At 38.5% G+C, this 18,314-nt stretch carries 23 protein-coding genes and 1 pseudogene; 1 reads left to right on the forward strand and 23 read right to left on the reverse strand.

The genetic code is table 11. The features are described from left to right. Positions 1 to 205 precede the first annotated feature (205 nt). From GSF08_RS02885 to GSF08_RS02950, 10 genes and pseudogenes are all read right to left on the reverse strand, one after another. Positions 206 to 1,651 (reverse strand): site-specific integrase, encoded by a 1,446-nt coding sequence (locus tag GSF08_RS02885; protein ID WP_003423078.1) that lies wholly within the window; start codon positions 1,649 to 1,651, stop codon positions 206 to 208. 18 nt (positions 1,652 to 1,669) lie between these two features. Continuing rightward, on the reverse strand, positions 1,670 to 1,927 hold the full coding sequence (locus GSF08_RS02890) for a helix-turn-helix domain-containing protein (protein WP_009269671.1): 258 nt from the start codon (positions 1,925 to 1,927) through the stop codon (positions 1,670 to 1,672). 394 nt (positions 1,928 to 2,321) lie between these two features. Next, the gene (locus GSF08_RS02910) at positions 2,322 to 2,570 is read right to left on the reverse strand and encodes a helix-turn-helix domain-containing protein (protein ID WP_002323370.1); all 249 of its coding nucleotides are present in this window, start codon (positions 2,568 to 2,570) and stop codon (positions 2,322 to 2,324) included. 6 nt (positions 2,571 to 2,576) lie between these two features. Continuing rightward, positions 2,577 to 2,993, reverse strand: a complete 417-nt coding sequence (locus GSF08_RS02915; RefSeq protein WP_003423075.1) for an RNA polymerase sigma factor — start codon at positions 2,991 to 2,993, stop codon at positions 2,577 to 2,579. Between the two features lie 447 nt (positions 2,994 to 3,440). After that, positions 3,441 to 4,277 (reverse strand): ParA family protein, encoded by an 837-nt coding sequence (locus GSF08_RS02920; RefSeq protein WP_021377930.1) that lies wholly within the window; start codon positions 4,275 to 4,277, stop codon positions 3,441 to 3,443. Between the two features lie 144 nt (positions 4,278 to 4,421). After that, complete coding sequence (locus GSF08_RS02925; protein WP_073459356.1) at positions 4,422 to 4,706, reverse strand: topoisomerase C-terminal repeat-containing protein; 285 nt, start codon at positions 4,704 to 4,706, stop codon at positions 4,422 to 4,424. Positions 4,707 to 4,851: 145 nt separating this feature from the next. Then, on the reverse strand, positions 4,852 to 5,589 hold the full coding sequence (gene erm(B), locus GSF08_RS02930) for a 23S rRNA (adenine(2058)-N(6))-methyltransferase Erm(B) (protein WP_002292226.1): 738 nt from the start codon (positions 5,587 to 5,589) through the stop codon (positions 4,852 to 4,854). Between the two features lie 46 nt (positions 5,590 to 5,635). Further along, a pseudogene (locus GSF08_RS11750) lies at positions 5,636 to 6,265 on the reverse strand (P-loop nucleotide/nucleoside kinase family protein). Between the two features lies 1 nt (position 6,266). Beyond that, entirely contained in the window at positions 6,267 to 6,539 is a 273-nt protein-coding gene (locus GSF08_RS02945) for an antitoxin (protein WP_000301765.1), read from the reverse strand. Between the two features lie 16 nt (positions 6,540 to 6,555). Further along, on the reverse strand, positions 6,556 to 6,765 hold the full coding sequence (locus tag GSF08_RS02950) for a peptide-binding protein (protein WP_000527317.1): 210 nt from the start codon (positions 6,763 to 6,765) through the stop codon (positions 6,556 to 6,558). 171 nt (positions 6,766 to 6,936) lie between these two features. On the opposite strand from GSF08_RS02950, the gene GSF08_RS02955 reads away from it, so the two are divergent. Next, complete coding sequence (locus GSF08_RS02955; RefSeq protein WP_003423065.1) at positions 6,937 to 7,296, forward strand: helix-turn-helix transcriptional regulator; 360 nt, start codon at positions 6,937 to 6,939, stop codon at positions 7,294 to 7,296. 107 nt (positions 7,297 to 7,403) lie between these two features. Here the strand turns inward: GSF08_RS02955 and GSF08_RS02960 are convergent, their stop codons facing one another. The 13 genes from GSF08_RS02960 to GSF08_RS03020 form a co-directional block, all read right to left on the reverse strand. Beyond that, positions 7,404 to 7,592, reverse strand: coding sequence for a cysteine-rich KTR domain-containing protein (locus GSF08_RS02960; RefSeq protein ID WP_009269672.1), 189 nt, complete (start codon positions 7,590 to 7,592; stop codon positions 7,404 to 7,406). Between the two features lie 204 nt (positions 7,593 to 7,796). Beyond that, positions 7,797 to 7,988: a hypothetical protein gene (locus tag GSF08_RS02965; RefSeq protein ID WP_003423063.1), complete on the reverse strand. Its 192-nt coding sequence runs from the start codon at positions 7,986 to 7,988 to the stop codon at positions 7,797 to 7,799. Positions 7,989 to 8,000: 12 nt separating this feature from the next. After that, entirely contained in the window at positions 8,001 to 8,645 is a 645-nt protein-coding gene (locus tag GSF08_RS02970; RefSeq protein ID WP_003423062.1) for an ABC-2 transporter permease, read from the reverse strand. Continuing rightward, complete coding sequence (locus GSF08_RS02975) at positions 8,642 to 9,505, reverse strand: ABC transporter ATP-binding protein (protein ID WP_003423060.1); 864 nt, start codon at positions 9,503 to 9,505, stop codon at positions 8,642 to 8,644. Before GSF08_RS02975 ends, GSF08_RS02970 begins: the two co-directional genes overlap by 4 nt. After that, a complete protein-coding gene (locus tag GSF08_RS02980; protein WP_003423058.1) occupies positions 9,506 to 9,883 on the reverse strand; it encodes a GntR family transcriptional regulator in 378 nt (125 codons plus the stop codon). A gap of 120 nt (positions 9,884 to 10,003) precedes the next feature. Further along, positions 10,004 to 10,915: a conjugal transfer protein gene (locus GSF08_RS02985; RefSeq protein WP_003423057.1), complete on the reverse strand. Its 912-nt coding sequence runs from the start codon at positions 10,913 to 10,915 to the stop codon at positions 10,004 to 10,006. A gap of 15 nt (positions 10,916 to 10,930) precedes the next feature. Continuing rightward, positions 10,931 to 11,938, reverse strand: coding sequence for a C40 family peptidase (locus GSF08_RS02990; protein ID WP_003423055.1), 1,008 nt, complete (start codon positions 11,936 to 11,938; stop codon positions 10,931 to 10,933). Then, on the reverse strand, positions 11,935 to 14,130 hold the full coding sequence (locus GSF08_RS02995) for a CD3337/EF1877 family mobilome membrane protein (protein WP_160624363.1): 2,196 nt from the start codon (positions 14,128 to 14,130) through the stop codon (positions 11,935 to 11,937). The genes GSF08_RS02990 and GSF08_RS02995 overlap by 4 nt, the downstream gene beginning before the upstream one ends. Further along, positions 14,130 to 16,580, reverse strand: a complete 2,451-nt coding sequence (tcpF, locus tag GSF08_RS03000) for a conjugal transfer ATPase TcpF (protein WP_003423051.1) — start codon at positions 16,578 to 16,580, stop codon at positions 14,130 to 14,132. The genes GSF08_RS02995 and tcpF overlap by 1 nt, the downstream gene beginning before the upstream one ends. Beyond that, positions 16,558 to 16,956 carry a conjugal transfer protein gene (locus GSF08_RS03005; protein ID WP_004843362.1) on the reverse strand — a complete coding sequence of 133 codons (399 nt, stop codon included), beginning with the start codon at positions 16,954 to 16,956 and terminating at the stop codon, positions 16,558 to 16,560. The genes tcpF and GSF08_RS03005 overlap by 23 nt, the downstream gene beginning before the upstream one ends. Before the next feature lie 117 nt (positions 16,957 to 17,073). Beyond that, positions 17,074 to 17,577, reverse strand: a complete 504-nt coding sequence (locus GSF08_RS03010; RefSeq protein ID WP_003423048.1) for an antirestriction protein ArdA — start codon at positions 17,575 to 17,577, stop codon at positions 17,074 to 17,076. A gap of 17 nt (positions 17,578 to 17,594) precedes the next feature. Continuing rightward, complete coding sequence (locus tag GSF08_RS03015; protein WP_003423046.1) at positions 17,595 to 18,098, reverse strand: antirestriction protein ArdA; 504 nt, start codon at positions 18,096 to 18,098, stop codon at positions 17,595 to 17,597. Beyond that, complete coding sequence (locus tag GSF08_RS03020) at positions 18,017 to 18,313, reverse strand: hypothetical protein (RefSeq protein ID WP_003423044.1); 297 nt, start codon at positions 18,311 to 18,313, stop codon at positions 18,017 to 18,019. Before GSF08_RS03020 ends, GSF08_RS03015 begins: the two co-directional genes overlap by 82 nt. Position 18,314: the final 1 nt, after the last annotated feature.

Below are 18,314 nucleotides of genomic sequence, written 5' to 3' on the forward strand. Positions count from 1 at the left end.
ACTCCGCTGAAAGCCTTATTTTACAAGGTTTTCAGCGTTTCTTTATTTATGGCTTTCTATTTACGCTGAATACGAATTGTTTTCAATCTGTCATTTTTTATTCGATATTTTTTTAAGACTTTTAAGGAAATAGGCTTGCTAACACTTTTTTATTTTTGAAGAAAAATCGCTGGTTTTTTTGGAATTTGCTAACACTTTTGAAATTCTATCTTTGAAGTGCCTGCTTTAAAAATTGCTCTTTCATTTCTGGCGATAAAGATTTAATCAGTTCCAATAACGCCATATCACTATCGGTTAAGTCGGTATCTTGCTTTGGATTGTCTGTATCATCATTAAGCGTAGAATAAAATTCTTTATCCATTTTTTGTGCATTGAAACGTCTGTCCTCGTCAATGATTTCTGAATATACATCTGTAACCATTTCTGCTTCTGCGTGACCAGTATCGCCTTGTACGGACTTAACATCTCCGTTTGTCATTTTGAGTTTATAACCCGTACTTAAATGGCGTAGGCTGTGAAATACCACAACTTCATAATCGTTTTCTTCACAGAGCTTTTGAAACCTATCTCTAACAATACGGCTTTCCACGGGATTGCCATTATCCAACGCAATAACAAGGTTGTAATCATTGTAGGCACTTCCTAAAAATTCCTTTAATTCCTGCTGGTCTTTTTTATATTGCACCAATAGTTCCGCAACTGTTTTAGGTAACCAGACAACACGATTACTTGTTTCTGTTTTTGGCGTTTTCAAGACAAGCCTTGTGGTACAATGCGGTTTTTGCGTTGGGAAAATCTTTAAAATATCCTTTTCCTTTAATTTCTGCATAGCTTCTGCATTTACTCTTGAAAGTTCTTTATTGATGATTACCTTTGCATTATTTGTAGCAATGGACTCTTCATCAATAATAACATCTTCCCATGTAAGTCCTGTAATTTCTCCAATTCGCATAGAGCAGGAAAAAGCTAAGTGCATACAAATTGAAAGCAAATCATCTTCCGTGGCTTTTACCGCTTCTCGAAATGTTTGAACACTCCACACTTTTCGCCTAGTCTTTGGAATTTTTGGTAACGTAGCCAAAGACGCAGGGTTTCTTTTGTTTGTATCAATATACTCCCAGCGGATAGCTTGATTTAAGGCACAGCGGATAATATCATGTATTTTTTTGATGTTCGCTGGTTGAACACAACGACCAGTTGCTTTTCTGTTTGCCCGTGGTACTTCTGGAACGCTCAATAAATCATTGTAGTATTTTGATAGACTTTTTGTAGTTATTTCATTCAGTTTCCAATCTCCAATAATCGGATTGATATAATTTTCAATACTGCCTACCTTACTACTAAATGTACTCGGCGACCATTTAGATGTGCCATATAAATTAACAAAAATTTCTAGGAAATCACGCAATGTAATATCTTTGTCTACAACATCTAACTCCTTTTTAGAATTTTCAATCTGATGTGCAAATTGTTCCTCTAATGGAACTATCACATATCCAAATTTCTCTTGATAGTATTCTATAAAGGCTTTTCGCTGTTTTGCTTCTTTTCTTGTTTCCAGCGTGTCCCATTTTTGTTTTCTTTCTCCTGCACTATCTAAGTACCAATAAATAACTGAAAAACTTGATTTTCTTTGTTTGATTGAAGCCATAATTTTCTCTCCTTATAGTTAAATTTCATTTAACCATTTATCGAAAGAAACCTTTGATACCCGTATGGCTTTACCAGCACGAACATAACTGAATTGACCGCTTTTTACTAATGAATAAGCTACCTTTTTGCTAATGTCCAGTTGTTCAGCAATTTCCTCTACTGTATAAGTCTTTTTTTCCTTTGTAGGAGATTGTGCATTTTGTGTATCACTTATCACTATTAAGACCCCTTTCATTTGTGACAGCAACAAAATACACTCGTCTAATAAGGTCATTATAACACACCTAAATAAAAAGAGTAGATAGATTTTGTTGCTGAAACTATCAATTATAAGCAGGCAGACGGCTTTGGAAAGCTCCGTTAGTATCTCAACTATTCCCATTCTTGTGGGCAGAACCGCACCATGCGGACGTATCATTATTCTGTGAGGATAGGTCATGGCAAAACGACTTTTCCAACAGTCGCTCTCGGATCACTGCGTGGGTCGCTCGCTTTCTTTTGAAAAGGTCGTGGCGTACAGTTCCCGTGGCTCGCTATCTCACAAACGTATCTGTCTGCTTTATTCAGTTGTCAAAGAGCTGTGGCGAAAGCGTGTTGCTTTCATATAAAAGCAGGGGCAGAGCAGGAAAGAGGGGATTGAACAAATCATGCTCTGCGGTTACTGCTTGTTATTCTTCTTCGATTTCTAAGGCAATATCAAACCCTAAAATCATTTTAATAAGTGCTTCTCTGATAAGTCCCTTTAATTCCATATCTACAACAATATAGACATTGCCGTATTCATCATAGAGTGGTCGTAGACAGCACTTTGATATGTAAGGGTCATAAAATGCCAGTATCTTTTCAATCGCTTTTTCGTCCCCGTCCATTGCCTGCGAAAGCAAGTAGTAGGACGGCTTCTTCATTGTGTGTTTCATTTGCTATCATTTCTCCTTTAGTATTTTTTTCATAAGCTCTAGTGAATTGTGTCGGTTTTGAAAAACACCACTTCTTGAAATATTTTGTCTTTTTGCAATCTCGGTATCGCTCATTTCCAAGAAATAATACATCAACAAATTTTCTCGATTACGCTCAGACAAATGTTTCAAGGCTTCTGCCAGTTCATCATCACAAATACGAATATCACTACCACATACATTGAAAATCGTATAGTCCGTATCATAGTCGTCCCAGACAGCCAGATTTTCTACAACGATTTCTGGAAGTTCACAAAAAAGCGTTTCTCCCTTTTGTCGTCGCTTTAATTTCTTCTGATAGTCCTTAACAACATGTCGGACAACTTTCTTCAAACAACTTTCAAAACGGCATTGAACTGTTTTCTGGAAGTCAGATGGTTTCATCAATCTCACCCCCTTTCCGTTACGATATGAAAAGTGGTTATCCCTCTTTCCGCACCATATAGGGAACGACAGGTGTGATTTGCTAAGTTGAAACCGAAAAAAGTTGAAAAAAATTTTTAACAAAACAAAAACAGCCCGATAATGTGTAATTACACAAACAGACTGTTTTATAAATTCTATTGATATGAATTTTTAATTCTTGTAAAGGGTGTAATGATTGTAATAGTGGACTGAAATATTTATTCAGTTGAGAACGGCAGAACGTTCTTCCGTATGCAATCATGGTATAGCCCCCTTTAACCAGAGCTATGCCTTATTTACTCCTAAGAAAAAAGGACAGTTCTGGTTATATCCAAAACCGTCCCGTTATTTTTCAAGACGCACAAAAGTGTATTATCTAGGAACGGTTTTTTTTATTTACCGCACACGATAACAGCTTTTGAATTATTACTGCATACTATATGCAAGCATTTCAAAAAATACGTTCTCATACATAGATAAAACTTTTTTGTCATAGCCTTTGTGTTCTGTAATGCCGTTTTTAGACCAGGTACTTACTTTATTACTTCGCTTGATAATATTTTGGAAAACCAAGTTATCTTCTTTATGTTGCTTGTACAGTTCTTCCAGGTTTGATTTTATCGTTGTGCTGTCCGTATCAACTAAATAAGGAACAAAACCGATCATATCTAGTCCAGGGTTAAACTGTTCTTGTAAATCAATCAAATAGGAAATATAGTTTTGAATGTTGTTTGTACTTTCTTCTTCTGCTTGTAAAGGGATCATGACGTAATCACTTGCCACGATTGCATTATTTGTATAAACGCTTGGCGTTGGTACAGTATCAATAATAATGAGATCATAGTCACTTTTTAAAGGTGCTAAAAGAGTAGCAAGCAATCTACTTTCATTTTCAAAAGTCCATGAGCGAGTTAATTTTGGCAGTAACATCAAATCAAACGTGCCAGGGATCAAGTCTAAATTATCAGTCAAATGAACAATAGAAGAAGCCAAGTTTCCATTTTTCAGTCCTTCATAAAAATTAACACGTGGCAATTCTACCTTAAATGTTTTTGCTAAGTCTTTTGTCAATGTTGCTTGTAAGTCCTTATCGATCATTAAAACTTTTAAATTAAATTTGTCTGTCAAGTAAGCAAACATAGTCGATAATTTTGACTTTCCAACACCACCTTTAAAATAATTGTTTAAGATAACAATCGCTTCATTTTTACTGTTTAAAATACGTCTTAATTCTTCAAGTATTTTGAGTTCTTCCTTCTCCATAACTACGCCCCATTCTTTTTTTGTATAGTAATATTGTATCATTAGGAATCACAAATCACAAGTGATTTGTGATTAATCACTTGTGATTTGTGATAAGTGATTTGTGATTAATATATAAAAGCCCTCTTTAAAGGGCTTTTATGCTTATTTTGAAAAAGAGATAAAATCAATATATCCCTTTTCTCCGATTTTTACAACGGCATTGTAGGACTTTCTATCTTTCGTTTTGATTCCTTTTACCAGGGTTTCTTTTCCCTCTAGTAATTCTTTTACATTTGTTTTGGTGAGTTTTTTCTTTCTAAAATGTTCAGCTAAAGTGAAGGTACATTCAGGATAATTTGAACAACCATAAAACGATTTTTTTAATACAATATTGTTGCCACACTTAGGACATTTTCCTACAAGGGGTCCCGAGCGCTTAGTGGGAATTTGTACCCCTTATCGATACAAATTCCCCGTAGGCGCTAGGGACCTCTTTAGCTCCTTGGAAGCTGTCAGTAGTATACCTAATAATTTATCTACATTCCCTTTAGTAACGTGTAACTTTCCAAATTTACAAAAGCGACTCATAGAATTATTTCCTCCCGTTAAATAATAGATAACTATTAAAAATAGACAATACTTGCTCATAAGTAACGGTACTTAAATTGTTTACTTTGGCGTGTTTCATTGCTTGATGAAACTGATTTTTAGTAAACAGTTGACGATATTCTCGATTGACCCATTTTGAAACAAAGTACGTATATAGCTTCCAATATTTATCTGGAACATCTGTGGTATGGCGGGTAAGTTTTATTAAGACACTGTTTACTTTTGGTTTAGGATGAAAGCATTCCGCTGGCAGCTTAAGCAATTGCTGAATCGAGACTTGAGTGTGCAAGAGCAACCCTAGTGTTCGGTGAATATCCAAGGTACGCTTGTAGAATCCTTCTTCAACAATCAGATAGATGTCAGACGCATGGCTTTCAAAAACCACTTTTTTAATAATTTGTGTGCTTAAATGGTAAGGAATACTCCCAACAATTTTATACCTCTGTTTGTTAGGGAATTGAAACTGTAGAATATCTTGGTGAATTAAAGTGACACGAGTATTCAGTTTTAATTTTTCTGACGATAAGTTGAATAGATGACTGTCTAATTCAATAGACGTTACCTGTTTACTTATTTTAGCCAGTTTCGTCGTTAAATGCCCTTTACCTGTTCCAATTTCGTAAACGGTATCGGTTTCTTTTAAATTCAATTGTTTTATTATTTGGTTGAGTACTTTTTCACTCGTTAAAAAGTTTTGAGAATATTTTATATTTTTGTTCATGTAATCACTCCTTCTTAATTACAAATTTTTAGCATCTAATTTAACTTCAATTCCTATTATACAAAATTTTAAGATACTGCACTATCAACACACTCTTAAGTTTGCTTCTAAGTCTTATTTCCATACTCGCTCTTAATACAATATAGTGTACCTCGTAATCTTCTTGGGCAAGAGCTTTCCATGGCTCCAAAAACCATGGCCCGACAATCCCATCTACAATTACATCATATCCGCCACGAGCATATCGCTTTGCAGCCTCTAAAAAGGCTTCAATGACAACCAGATTTTGCTTGTTGGATTCTGGCAAATGTGGTGGTATTGCGCCTTTGCTTAAGTAATGAAAAAAGTCATCGGTGTGCATATGCACTGATTTATCCATATCTGATTCCTTTGCGACAATTGACGCAGTTGTTGTTTTTCCTGTCCCCGGTGAGCCTGTAATCACAATAATTCTTCCTTGATTCATCTATATTTTCCCTCACAATTTGAATTTATCACTTTGTTCCTGCCTGCTCAATCATCTTCTTCGCAAACTCGTTTTCCCTGACCCTGGTTGCCCACCAAGTAAAAAAGCGGTTGGCGATTCAACCGCTTTTTTTCCTTGAACCAATTCTTCTAAATTATCATTTAAGCGATTTTCAAATTGTTTGTCAGTAAAATTGACTATATTTGCCATATTAAGCCACTTTCTCTTTATTCAAAACTTGTTTTGAATAGCGATTCATTGACCGCCAATACTCATGAACGGCTTGTAATTCTTCTAAAGAATAATCAAAAAGATTTACACGTTTTGCAAGCTTTAATTGGTTTAATAAATTGACTTCCAATAATTGAGAGTCATTTTTATTTAATTCATGATTCAAAACATAGTTTAATACTCGATTATAAACGCTTGCCGATAATTCGTTAATGATCTCTATTTCAAATGTTTTTTCATAAGTAACTGCCATTTCATTTTCACTCCTTTTAAAGTTTGTCAGGTAAATATTTCCGAATATATTCTTCTAAGGCTTTATCCATAACTTCTTTTACGTTTCCGCCATTCTTTGCTGTTTCGATTTTTATAATATGGTGCAAGTCAGCACGAACACGAACCGTCTTATCCCCCATAATATCTTTTTTTGCACTGATTGGTGTATCATTTCGTTTTGCTTTTTGTGCGCCTAAATTTCCCACAACCACTCACTTCTTTCTATTTCTTCTTACTCTTATTTTATCATCAACAATCACAAATCACAAGTGATTTGTGATTCTATTCTTTTTCGTTTTCTAATTGAATGATTCGCTCAATTTTAACACATTCTAAATATACAGCATGAAGTATAAACTCATGCTAGGTGATTTAAAATGAGAAAAGCAAAAGAAACACAAACTTTTGATTTCAGACCTTTAGGACTGGCAATCAGAGAAGCCCGTGAGAGAGCAGGGCTTTCTCGTAATGATTTAGGCGATAAAGTGTTCTATGGAGAACGCCATATCGCAGATATTGAAAATGTTGGTTCACACCCTAGTTTTCAATTATTCCATGATTTAGTTACCATGTTCAATATATCGGTCGATGAATATTTCTATCCAGCAGAGAACGTCGTAAAAAGTACAGCTCGCCGTCAGATAGAAACCTCTCTTGATTTATTGAGTGATAACGAATTAAAAATCATTCAAGGTACGATTGACGGTATCTTGAACAGCAGGGAGAGCAAGAAGTAATCAGCTTCTTGTTTTCCCTTTTTGCTATTCTGCATTATCTATTTGCTGATCTGCTCCGCAGGTAACAAATAAGAGCCAACAATCTATAAGTCATAATAACCTACAAATTATCGGCTCTGCGTCTTTGCGTCTGGCTCTTTGATAATAGTTACTTTTCCATGCTTTATATTGATTAAAGTTTCCGTTTTGCACTTCGGACAGAACAAAGGAAAATTTATCAGTTCTGTATCTTCTCGCACTTTAGTTCGTGTCTTATTATTGCAAATAGGACATAATACCCATAATTGCTTATCCATAGCCCCCCCTTATTCTTTTAAGAAATTTAATTTTTGCTTTTTCGTAGTGATATAAACATATTTTTTCGGCGTAAAATGTCTATTTCCAAAATACCTTTTGAAATTTGCTTGCATCTCTGGGTATGTACTATTCATAAATTCTTCAATATCCGCTCGGACGTTAGCAAACAATAAACCCTCAGTCTATATGCAGATTTTAATCATTTATTTTATTGATTTAAAATTTTCAATATATAAGGAAACTTCGCCACATTTTGGACAAACTGCAACTTTAGGTTTTTCTACCGTAGTTCCAAAAACGCCTTTAGTAGTTATTCTAATACCATATCCCTGCATATCAACTTTAACATCTAAATTTTCGACCATTTCTTCATGACATCTAAGACATTTTCTCATAACAATACCTCACTAATTGTATTTTCTAGTAAAAAATGCTTTTGATAGAAGATAAGAACTGAAAGCAAGAGCTATAACTATTATAAAAGCTATGCCGATACTCAATTCAAAATTATCGACTACAAACCATAAAATAGAATTGTTAGTCACATTTGTCCAAACTGCCAATACAACAAGAATAATCACTAGAGTAAACATAACCGCAAAACCTGCATTAACTCCAAGTGAATAATTTGAAGGCAATACAAATGACAAAAATACTAAGGTTACGGCAAAAGAAGCACAAGCAATAAACATATAATAACCAAATGCAAATTGAGGGAATATAAAATATGTTATGGTATTAACAAGCAAAGCTACCCCAAAGCCAATACAAGTCATAATCAAAGCAACTATATATCTGCTTTTTACAATCGTAGTTTTTGAAACGGGTAGTGCAACAACATATTTCCCCCATTTCCATTGTTCGTCGCAAGTCGTTAAGGAAATTATCATTGTCATTATTTCAACTGGAATTAACAATAAACTAATGTAAATAGCTCCTGTCCCTTTTAAAAATAACATCAAAGCTACTATAATGAATATATCCATAATAATTCTAGTAATTCCATATTTTTTCTGAATTACTAATAAATCTTTCATCAATAAGCCTTTCATTGTAATTCCCCCTTTACGTAAAACAACATAATATTTTCAATAGTAGCAGGTTCTACAAGTGCTTTTGGAAAATCTTTTGCAATCTTGTTTCTATCACGAACAAGAACCTTATATTGATAATCTTCTTTTTGATAGGAAATAATTTCTGTCTTATCTAGCGTATCAAAGACACTTGCTCCACAACTTACAACACCATAGTTATCAATTAAGTCGTCTTTTAATGAGCAGAAAACTAACCGTCCTTTATGAATAAAAGTAATATAATCTGCTATTTTTTCTAAATCACTTGTAATATGTGATGAAAACAAAATAGAGTAATTTTCATCTTGCACAAAATCAATCAGTATATCAAGAATATCATCTCGAATAATAGGGTCCAATCCACTTGTTGCTTCATCTAATATAAGTAATTCTGCTTTATGTGAAAGAGCAACAGCGAATGCAAGTTTTACTTTCATTCCTTTAGAAAAATCTTTAATTTTCTTCTTTGCTGGTAATTCGAACTGTTTCAAATAATTACGAAATGCTATACTGTCCCAATTGGTATATATTCCCGACATATATTTTTCAATTTCTTTTGGTGTAAAAATATCTGGAAAGTGGTTTTCGTCAAATACAATTCCGATTTTATCTTTTATTTCACATTCATCAATTATGTGGTCTTTTCCAAAAATCAAAATGTTTCCACTGTTTTTCTTAATTTCGTTCAAAATACAATTTACTGTGGTCGATTTTCCAGCTCCATTTTCGCCAATAAGCCCCATAATTACACCTCTAGGAATGGAAAAACTTAAGTCATTTAATACAAAATCGCCATAATCTTTTGTAAGGTTTTTAACTTCTAAAATATTTTCAGCCATTTACTCGTCCTCCTCATATAATAATTTTAATAATCCAATCAATTTATCAAGGTTTATGCCACTTGCACGGGCTATTTCAATAGCTTCTACAAATCTATCTTCGATTTTTTTCTGTTGTTCTTCTATATAAAAATCTTGATTTTGAGCAGATACAAAACACCCTTTGCCTGCTGTTGTTTCGATAAAACCGTCTTTTTGAAGCACATCATAAGATTTTTGAACAGTCAATACACTTATATGCAATGATTTTGCAAGTCCTCTTATTGATGGTAGAGCTTCGCCAGCCTTTAATTCCCCATTTATAATCAATGCTTTTATTTGCGAAGAAATTTGTTCATAAATAGGTATGCTTGCATGATTATTGATAAAGATTTCCATTTAAACACCGCCTTGTTCTATACTGTATAGCTTATACAAGTACAGCATAATACTTAAAAATACAGTTGTCAATATTAAAAGGCTTGCAGAGCATAAAAATATGATACAAGCCTTTTACAATTATCCTACAATCTTCCAGTTACTATCCTTATGTAGCACAAGCTCATACTGCGATACTTGCGTTGCCTTTGTCTGATTATCAAGGAATTTTACAGCAACCTTAACTTTTACATTCTCCCCGTCTTTTGTAAAGATAGGGTTTACCAGTTCAGAATAAAGGTAGTCCCTGCCGATAGGTTCAAGCACATTCCCCGACACATAATAAGCAAGTTCGTTTTCTGTGGCTGTTGGGTACAACTTAAAGAATGTTTCCAGAAATGCGGTAGCGTCATTTGCAGTATCAGCGTCTACACTTGCGTCTGTTTCTGGTGTCTTTGGATCATAGTCTGATTTTTCGATTGCTGGTGCAAGAGTAGGGTTCTGAACGATTACCATATCCCCGTCAGCGTCTACATGAACTTTTACAGTATAGGTTGCTTTCACATTGCTTGTCTGTTCGCCCTCTTTTATCTGCTGATCTACTTCGTAGGTAGCAGAAAAAGTATCCGTTCCCGATTGCTCGATATGCCATACAATCACATCTGTAACTGTGGAGCTGGTCGGTATGTCGGTTCTAATGGTATCTATATTCAAGTCCTGCAATTCCTTTGTCAGATAACCGCTGATTGCCTGCGTCCTTGCTTCAATCGCTTCTTTGCTGTTATTCCATGTGTAATATGACTTCGCAAAGTTCTTCACGAAATTTTCTATCCCGTTGGTGTCCTGCAAGCGAAGCTCAATGATTTCTTTTTCATGGGTGGTGTGCTGGTCGATAGCGGTAAAATTCTTATACACCCCGAAGCTCACGCTTGCGATAAGCACCACCCACAAGGCAATCACAGTTTTCTTATGTGTGCCTACCTTGACAGTACGCACCTTTTTTTCTTTTGGTTCTTTGATAGTTTCTGTCTGTTTCTTATTTTTCTTAAACATATCTTCAAGTCCTTTCTATTGTTTTACTCGTCCTGCACCGATTAAGTGCTGTTGCCAGTAACTACTGCTTAGGTCTGCAAATCCTATCGGGTCGCCTGCATGGTACATCTGGTTATTTCCTACATAAATGCCGACGTGGGTTACATACGAACCAGCGTTATAGGTAGAATGGAAAAATACCAAGTCCCCAGCCTTTGCCTGCGAGAGTGGGAGATGTTGGGTAGCATCATACTGTGCTTGTGCCGTTCTCGGTAAGGAGATACCAGCTTTTCCATAACACCATTGTGTCAGTCCCGAACAGTCAAAGGAAGTGTTGGGATTACTACCACCATAGACGTACTTCCAGCCTTGATACTTCAACGCTTCATTCATTACCTTTTGTGCCAGCTCTCCCGACACCTGCGGAACAGTTAAATACTGATTGACTAATTCCACATAGAACATATTTCCATAGCTATACCGCCAGCCTCCATTCTTCGCAACAGCTATTGGATTGGTGTATGTTACTTTCTTTCCACCCGATTTTTCACGGGCAAAGCTCTCTGCAAGGTTGAAAGTGTGTTTATTTCCTTTTCCTGCCACATATCCCACATAACCACCGCCATAGTTATAAGACTGTATCGCTACATTCAAATCGTCCATACCTTGATTTTTGCAGGACGAAAGCAGGGACGCAAAATATTTACACCCCTGCTTGATTGAACTTTCTGTATCTAATGAATTGGGCGGTAGTCCCAGACTTTCAGAGCTTTGCATAACGTCCTCGGCTGTACCGCCACTTTCCACTTGTATGATTGCCAGCAACACATTGACATACTCGGAAATGCCGTATTCTCTGGCGTACTTTTCCACCATAGGCTGATGTTTCAAGACTTCTGCGGATAAGTTCATACCCGTAATGCCAGAAGAAAAGTTGCTGTTCTCGTCGTCGCTGTCCGCACTAATCAACACCCCAAAGAAAAGCACCAGTGAAAAGAGGATAGGAAACAGACTGCCGATAATAGCAATATGTTTCAGTTTCATTTTTTCTTCTGTCCTTTCTTCATTACAAGGTTACGGGTTTTCTCTGTGGTCTGCTGGTTTTTCTGGACGCTTTGCGTCTGCTGAACTTTTGTCCTGCGGTCTTTGGTGTCATTCTGGCGTGTTTCCTGCGATACCACTTTTTCTACATTCTGCCTATGTACTGGCTGTGTAGGCTGGCTCGTTTTCCTATCAGAAGTACCCGAAGATAAGGGACGCTCTTTGATAACCGTTGTCTTGACTGGCTCATTTGTTTTTGAAGTCGTCGCTGTGGCAGGGCGTTTGACTTCCTGCGTTTTTTCAGCACTCGGCTTTGGAATGGTTGAAGCTGTGGCTGGTCGCTCATGGGGACGGGTAGCTCCCGTTGTCGCTGATCCGTCAGCCTTTCGCTGTGCCTGCCTTGCTTCTTGTGCCTTTTGAAGCTCCATACGCTTATCGGCGATATTCTGCCTATGCTGTTCCCGTTTTTCCATACGTCCCGACTGTCTGGACTGCTGTTCCTGCACCATGCCACGCTTGAAGTCGGACACGCTGGACTTTGCCTTTTCCTTTGCGGAGTGGACGGCATAAGCGGTCTGTGTCGGCATATCCTTGATATTCTCTTTGACAGCACTTGCCTTATCTTTCACTTTATTTTTTGTATCTAAGACAGCACCCACCTTTGAACCTACACGCTGTCCCATGCTGGAAGATGTATTACCCCGACTATCTTTTGTAGCTGTGTTCCTTGTCGCTTTTCTGTTTGAAATCGTGCTACCAGCCACCGCACCAGCAACACCACCAGCAGTAACCGCACCAGCAAGCCGTCTTTCCATACGTCTAGCCCTATGTGCCAAGTATAGATATGGTCTGCGGAAAATTCTTCGTCCCATGCTTTGACTATCATTAGCGTTCAAAGAGAACATACTCATTAAGTCACCCAGCTTCATGTAGATACCAGCGAAACACACTATCTGTAAGAACGCCACCATGAAAAACGGATAGTCCGTGGATATGTTATAAAACATACTGGAAATGCTGAACGCCACCGTTACAATGAGCGTTATTCCTGCTCGTGTCATTATGGTATTAAACACCCTCACGATTGCCTGCTTTGCCATGCTTTCATAGCTCGGTATCATGGAAAGTAAAAAGCTGATAGGCAGAAACATAGCAAAGATAATAAAAAGTATCTGGCTGAATAACATCATGCCCGTAAGCAAGAATACAAATATCGTTATCCCTAAGTTGAAGAACAGTAGGAAGAACACCATACCTAAACGGTTCACGACCTGCGGTATCGTCAGATTGTTGTTGTCGTTGTCCTCGATTTCTGTTTTCACGACTTCCTCTCTGGTCTTTCCGTCCTCGTCCTCTGGGCTTGCCGATACCAGAGCTTCTACACGGTCTGCCCCGATTTCTTCTGCGTTGCTGTTCCCGAATTGTAAGAGTAACCACGGCTGTTCCACTTGAATAGAAAATAGGCTGTCCCTTATCAAGTCCACGCTGTCCTTGCCCTTGCTGTCAGAGTTTGGGAGCATGATTTTTGTTCCCAAGTCCAACGAAGCGGTACTAATATCACTTGAAAATTCATTTATCTTTTTGATGTAGTCGGGAGCGTAGGCAATAAACGAAGCGGACAGCACGAACACCACCACAAAGTTAATAACGGCATGAAGTGCCTTGCTGGTTTCCCGTTTTATCAGTCCCGTATAGGCAACATACATTCCCACCACTAAGATAATGAGAAGCAGGAAACCAACATAGAAGCCCGTAGAAGAAAAACCGTTCTGTGTTACGCCTGCAAGGGTCTGTATGCTCTTTCCGATACTGTCTGCCATATCGTTGATGAAGTCCAGCTTATAGGCTTCCTGCACCACATAACCCGTTGCATTGCTTAAATAAAGGCTTATCGTCCAGACAAAGTTGGTAATGCAGTAAAGCCCGTACTGTACCGATTTTCCGATACCGTCCAGCCAGTTCCACGGAAGCCACGACCAGCTATTATCGACGAAAAAATCAAGCTGGTAGTTGGAAAGCGGATATTTAGAATAAAGATTTTCTGCGTTTATGGTATCGTCCACAAGCCCCGTCGCATGAGCCACCGTCCCCAGAAGTGAAAGCAGGATAAGGGAAAGTGCCACGACAAACAGAGCCATTTTGAGAAAGTGGAAAATCTTCTTTTTTGTGAACGCACCTTTTATCCTTTCTTTCATCACTCCACCTCATTTCTCTGCACGGGCGGTCTGGTATCAAAAGCGTGTAGCAGTTCTTCAAAGACTGGGTGTATCTGCACCACGCCGACACGCCCGTATAAGTCCTGCAATAAACATTGTCCGTTTTCCAAATCACGAAGCCGTTTCTGGTTGTTCTCGTCGTCCTTGTCGATACCAAAAAACTCTAAGGTCTGTTTTATCTCGTTAATGTCAGTAGAACGAAAGGCAAACTTCAAGCCGATATTGTTTTTCAGACTTTCCTTTGAAACATCATAGGCAGACTGGGTAACAAAATAAACGCCTGCCTGCATAGCTCGTCCAGCACGAACCAGCTTGTTAGAGAGCGTTTCTCCTTGTGCCACATTTAAGAACGCCCACGCTTCGTCAAGGTCTACAATCTTAAAAATACTTCTGTCCGAATGGATAAAATCAAGGGCAAAGGTACTAATCACAATCAGCATAGAAACCGATAATAATTCAATGGTCGTGTATTCCTCAAAAGTGGTATCTTTATCTGGCAGTACAAGGTCAGCTACTTGAATGATGTTGAGCTGGTTATCCAGACTGATAGCATTTTCTACCGTCCCGTCTGAAAACAGCAGATGTGCAAAGTCGTAGTCCGTGAAGCTGTCGATATGGTCTGCGATATTTCTTGATATGGGCGTATCTTCACGGCGTAGCTCGTCTATCACATGGAGCAAGCCCCGACTGTTGCTCTGGGTAACGGAGCGTACCGCTTTACGAAGTACGGGGAATTTTTCGCCGTCCCTAGAGGAAATACCCGTAAGGAATGTTAAGATGTCGATTGCCAGACTTTCAGCGTCTTTTACATTCTTCATAATCACGAATGGGTCAAGAAGTCCTGCATTTCCTTTATCGCTGGTTAAGTTTACGATATTGATTTCATGTGCGATTTCTGGAAGTGTTTCCTTCCAGTTGCCACGCTCTGATTTTGGGTCTAAGATAACCGCCTGTCCCCCAAAGAGAACCGAATAATACACCAGAAGATTGTTACAGAACGACTTTCCACCGCCAAGCGAACCGACAAAAGCAGACGCAAGGGCGTTGGTAACTGTACCTTTTATACCTTGACTGGCAAGGGACGGTTGCAGGTACACATTTCTTCCCGTATCAACGGAATAGCCCATATAGATACCCGTAGTTTCTCCTAACTGCTGTGTCGCACCAAAGCCAAGCCCAGCTAAAAAATCTGATTTTACATACTGCACATAATCATTGATATATCGCTTGCTGGCAGGTAAAAATTCAGAATGAAGCCCCAGCATATCCCCAGCAGGACGCACCAGCTTTACATTGAGGTCGTCGTAAAAGTCCTTGACTTCATCACAACGGCGTTTTAATTCGTCCAAATCATCAGCCGATACACGCACTACATAAGAGAGCTTATACATACTTTCTTTTGTCTGGTCTAAGTCCGTTTCCAGCTCATCCACGCTGTCTAATGCGTCCACCACATTTGAACTGGTTTCACTTCCTGCTTGATAGGCGTGATTATCCAAATCTTTCAATTCCTTTTTCTTATTTCTTACTGTGGTAAGAGCCTTTCGATTCTCCACGATTTCTACATTCATAGAAGTATCAACGGGGAATGTGAATTGCTGTTGTTGGAAATAGAAGATTTCACTTGACGGAAAATCAAGCTCCCCGACAATCGCATTGACGGTAAAGTAGGACACATAGCTTTCCTTGTCCTCATGTTCCAATCGTAAATACCGCTGGCTTTCCTCAATCACACACCTTGTCGGACGGATAAGGTCGTAGTATTTTATCAGCGTTTCTTTGTTCAATTTCTTCTTTGGTAACTGATACTCATAATCTTCATAGGCGATACCGTTCCTGCCGTAAAGATGTTCCATGAGATACCCAAAATCATTGATTTCCAAGCGACGCACCTTGAAGCGACGGGAGATTTTATTTTCCAGTAACTTTTCCATTTTCATGTAACGGTTGATTTCATCATTCGGCATGGAAACAAAATCATTCATCAGCGTGTGGTTCACTTCATGGAGAAATTCCGTGAACGTCAGCCACGCCGATTTTTTTATGTTCTTCAGATTGAGCTGTTCTTCCGTAACCATGAGCTTAAAGCCAAGAAAAAAGCGGTAGTCCACTTGATTGTCACCAATCATAGATACTAACGCTTCGGTCTGTTCGTCTATTTTCTGGCAGGCAACTTCCTTTAATTTTCCAGTTACCAGCTTCTTTGACTGCTCCTGCATACTATGGATTGAGCTTTCCGTAGCAATCTGCAACGCATGAATTTTACCCTCACGGGACTGTGCGATAAGCTGTCGGAAACTGTCATGCACGATAAATTTCTGCTCTGCGGATAGAAAAGAATAGTTGTACGGTATCAGCTCATAGTAAGCGAACACCTCATTGTCCTTGTTCCAGACAAGGTTATTGTCAATATATTTTATCGGGAACATAGTTCACACTCCTTACTGCCGTGATTGTTTCATTCAAGGTCTGCTTATGCAGTTTTACGGCTTTTCCCGCATAAGTGATTTTAGGTCGCAGGGCATAGGTTATCTGTGATTTCAAAAAGCTGTACGGCTTCTTTCCGTCAAAGGTTTTCTGCGACATAAACCAAGTGAGAGCAACGGGAATACCGAAGTATTTGAGAAATGCTCCCTCAATCATGGAAAGTGGGGGAATATCCCCAAACAGAATGATGATAAATTCCGTAATCACAAACCATGTAATCTGTGTAAAGGTAACGGGAAAAGGCAGGTTAAAGTCATTGATTGCATACAAGACTTTTTCCACGTTCCAGATACCCGTATAAGATTTAATCTTTTTCAAGTTCTTTCAGCTCCTTTCGTAAGTTCTTCAAAGAGAAAAGGACAGCCATTTTCAGACTGTCCCTTAAAAGAGAAATACGCTGTCAGTAGCAACCATGCCGTTGCTGATCTTCCAGCGTTAATATGGTATCTCGCATATCCCTCGGCTTGTTTCAATAAAGCAACCGCCCATATCCAAATCTCGCCCGTAGGCTTCATAATCAATGTAGTTCTGTAAGCTGGGTGGAATGTCCCCAAGTGCCTGCAATTCGTCTATGTAGTAATAGGCAACATCTGTCATGGTTTCACAGTCGGGATAATAATAAATATCGTCCTTGTGTTCCACGACTTCTTCCAGCGTCCCGTAGTGACTGATAAATTCGTCCAGACACTCTACGATATAGTCGGGAAGTTCCTCTATCATTTCATACATCTCATTGAGTTCTTCAATGGAAACATACTCGCCAATCGCAATGGGGAAGTTGTCGGTATCATGGATAGCGTATTCCTCATACTGTTCATTCAAGCCGATTTTTTCTTTTACATCTTCCTCGTCAATGGGGAACGTGAACCAAGCACCGACTAAATAACCCTCATTGTATTTACCGAGATTAGCAATGTAAACCGCCATATCATCTATCATAAGCACCACCTCATTTCCTACTCTGGTAGTTCAAAGATACCGTGTTCCGTTACTAAGAATTTCCCGTGTTCCTGCAAGTGAGAAGCGTAGGCTTCAAAGTCAAAGTAGTATTCTTGACAGTCCTCGGATAAATGTTTGAACGTCGAGTCATTCATCAGCTTTTGCCTTGCAACATCTATCATGCTTTTGCAGTCGGGATAAACCGTAATCACGTTCCTGCAAATATAAAGTGCTTCTAAATTCTCAAACACCGTAAGTAGTGATACATATTCTTCCTGCATATCGCTTGAAAGCTGGCGGTACATAAACTCTAATTCGTTAAGCTGGTACACGCTTGTATGTTCGTGGACTTCATCAGCATAAGGCAACACCTTTTCGATAATGCGGTACGCCGTGCTTTCTGCACCGACACCTAACTTTTCTTCAAACTCGGCAACATCTATCGGCAGGTCGAACCAGTATGATGTTGTTTCTTCGCCAGTTGTTTCTCTCGTTTCCACCAGCACCCTTGTTTCCTGCATTGTTCTTCACGTCCTTTCTGTTGTTTCATCACATCTTTTAAGGTCTGGTACGGCATACCAAACACAAACTTTGAAAAATCTTCTAATTGTCTTTCTTCATAATCGGCAGGGCTCAGCCGTTTCATTTCACGCCACACCTTACGCTTGTAAGAGGGCAGGTCAGAAATGTATTCACAGCCGACTTTTGCCTGCATATCCTTAAAAATATCGTTCATG

Source organism: Copranaerobaculum intestinale, from assembly GCF_009831105.1.
GTDB lineage: Bacteria > Bacillota_I > Bacilli_A > Erysipelotrichales > Erysipelotrichaceae > Copranaerobaculum > Copranaerobaculum intestinale.

What these genes read in the sequence shown, in the direction of transcription:
- GSF08_RS02885 (WP_003423078.1), bottom strand. Translation starts at nt 1,651, where the DNA reads ATGGCTTCAATCAAACAAAGAAAATCAAGTTTTTCAGTTATTTATTGG.
- GSF08_RS02890 (WP_009269671.1), bottom strand. Translation starts at nt 1,927, where the DNA reads ATGACCTTATTAGACGAGTGTATTTTGTTGCTGTCACAAATGAAAGGG.
- GSF08_RS02910 (WP_002323370.1), bottom strand. Translation starts at nt 2,570, where the DNA reads ATGAAACACACAATGAAGAAGCCGTCCTACTACTTGCTTTCGCAGGCA.
- GSF08_RS02915 (WP_003423075.1), bottom strand. Translation starts at nt 2,993, where the DNA reads ATGAAACCATCTGACTTCCAGAAAACAGTTCAATGCCGTTTTGAAAGT.
- GSF08_RS02920 (WP_021377930.1), bottom strand. Translation starts at nt 4,277, where the DNA reads ATGGAGAAGGAAGAACTCAAAATACTTGAAGAATTAAGACGTATTTTA.
- GSF08_RS02945 (WP_000301765.1), bottom strand. Translation starts at nt 6,539, where the DNA reads ATGGCAGTTACTTATGAAAAAACATTTGAAATAGAGATCATTAACGAA.
- GSF08_RS02955 (WP_003423065.1), top strand. Translation starts at nt 6,937, where the DNA reads ATGAGAAAAGCAAAAGAAACACAAACTTTTGATTTCAGACCTTTAGGA.
- GSF08_RS02960 (WP_009269672.1), bottom strand. Translation starts at nt 7,592, where the DNA reads ATGGATAAGCAATTATGGGTATTATGTCCTATTTGCAATAATAAGACA.
- GSF08_RS02965 (WP_003423063.1), bottom strand. Translation starts at nt 7,988, where the DNA reads ATGAGAAAATGTCTTAGATGTCATGAAGAAATGGTCGAAAATTTAGAT.
- GSF08_RS02970 (WP_003423062.1), bottom strand. Translation starts at nt 8,645, where the DNA reads ATGAAAGGCTTATTGATGAAAGATTTATTAGTAATTCAGAAAAAATAT.
- GSF08_RS02975 (WP_003423060.1), bottom strand. Translation starts at nt 9,505, where the DNA reads ATGGCTGAAAATATTTTAGAAGTTAAAAACCTTACAAAAGATTATGGC.
- GSF08_RS02980 (WP_003423058.1), bottom strand. Translation starts at nt 9,883, where the DNA reads ATGGAAATCTTTATCAATAATCATGCAAGCATACCTATTTATGAACAA.
- GSF08_RS02985 (WP_003423057.1), bottom strand. Translation starts at nt 10,915, where the DNA reads ATGTTTAAGAAAAATAAGAAACAGACAGAAACTATCAAAGAACCAAAA.
- GSF08_RS02990 (WP_003423055.1), bottom strand. Translation starts at nt 11,938, where the DNA reads ATGAAACTGAAACATATTGCTATTATCGGCAGTCTGTTTCCTATCCTC.
- GSF08_RS02995 (WP_160624363.1), bottom strand. Translation starts at nt 14,130, where the DNA reads ATGAAAGAAAGGATAAAAGGTGCGTTCACAAAAAAGAAGATTTTCCAC.
- tcpF (WP_003423051.1), bottom strand. Translation starts at nt 16,580, where the DNA reads ATGTTCCCGATAAAATATATTGACAATAACCTTGTCTGGAACAAGGAC.
- GSF08_RS03010 (WP_003423048.1), bottom strand. Translation starts at nt 17,577, where the DNA reads ATGATAGATGATATGGCGGTTTACATTGCTAATCTCGGTAAATACAAT.
- GSF08_RS03015 (WP_003423046.1), bottom strand. Translation starts at nt 18,098, where the DNA reads ATGCAGGAAACAAGGGTGCTGGTGGAAACGAGAGAAACAACTGGCGAA.
- GSF08_RS03020 (WP_003423044.1), bottom strand. Translation starts at nt 18,313, where the DNA reads ATGAACGATATTTTTAAGGATATGCAGGCAAAAGTCGGCTGTGAATAC.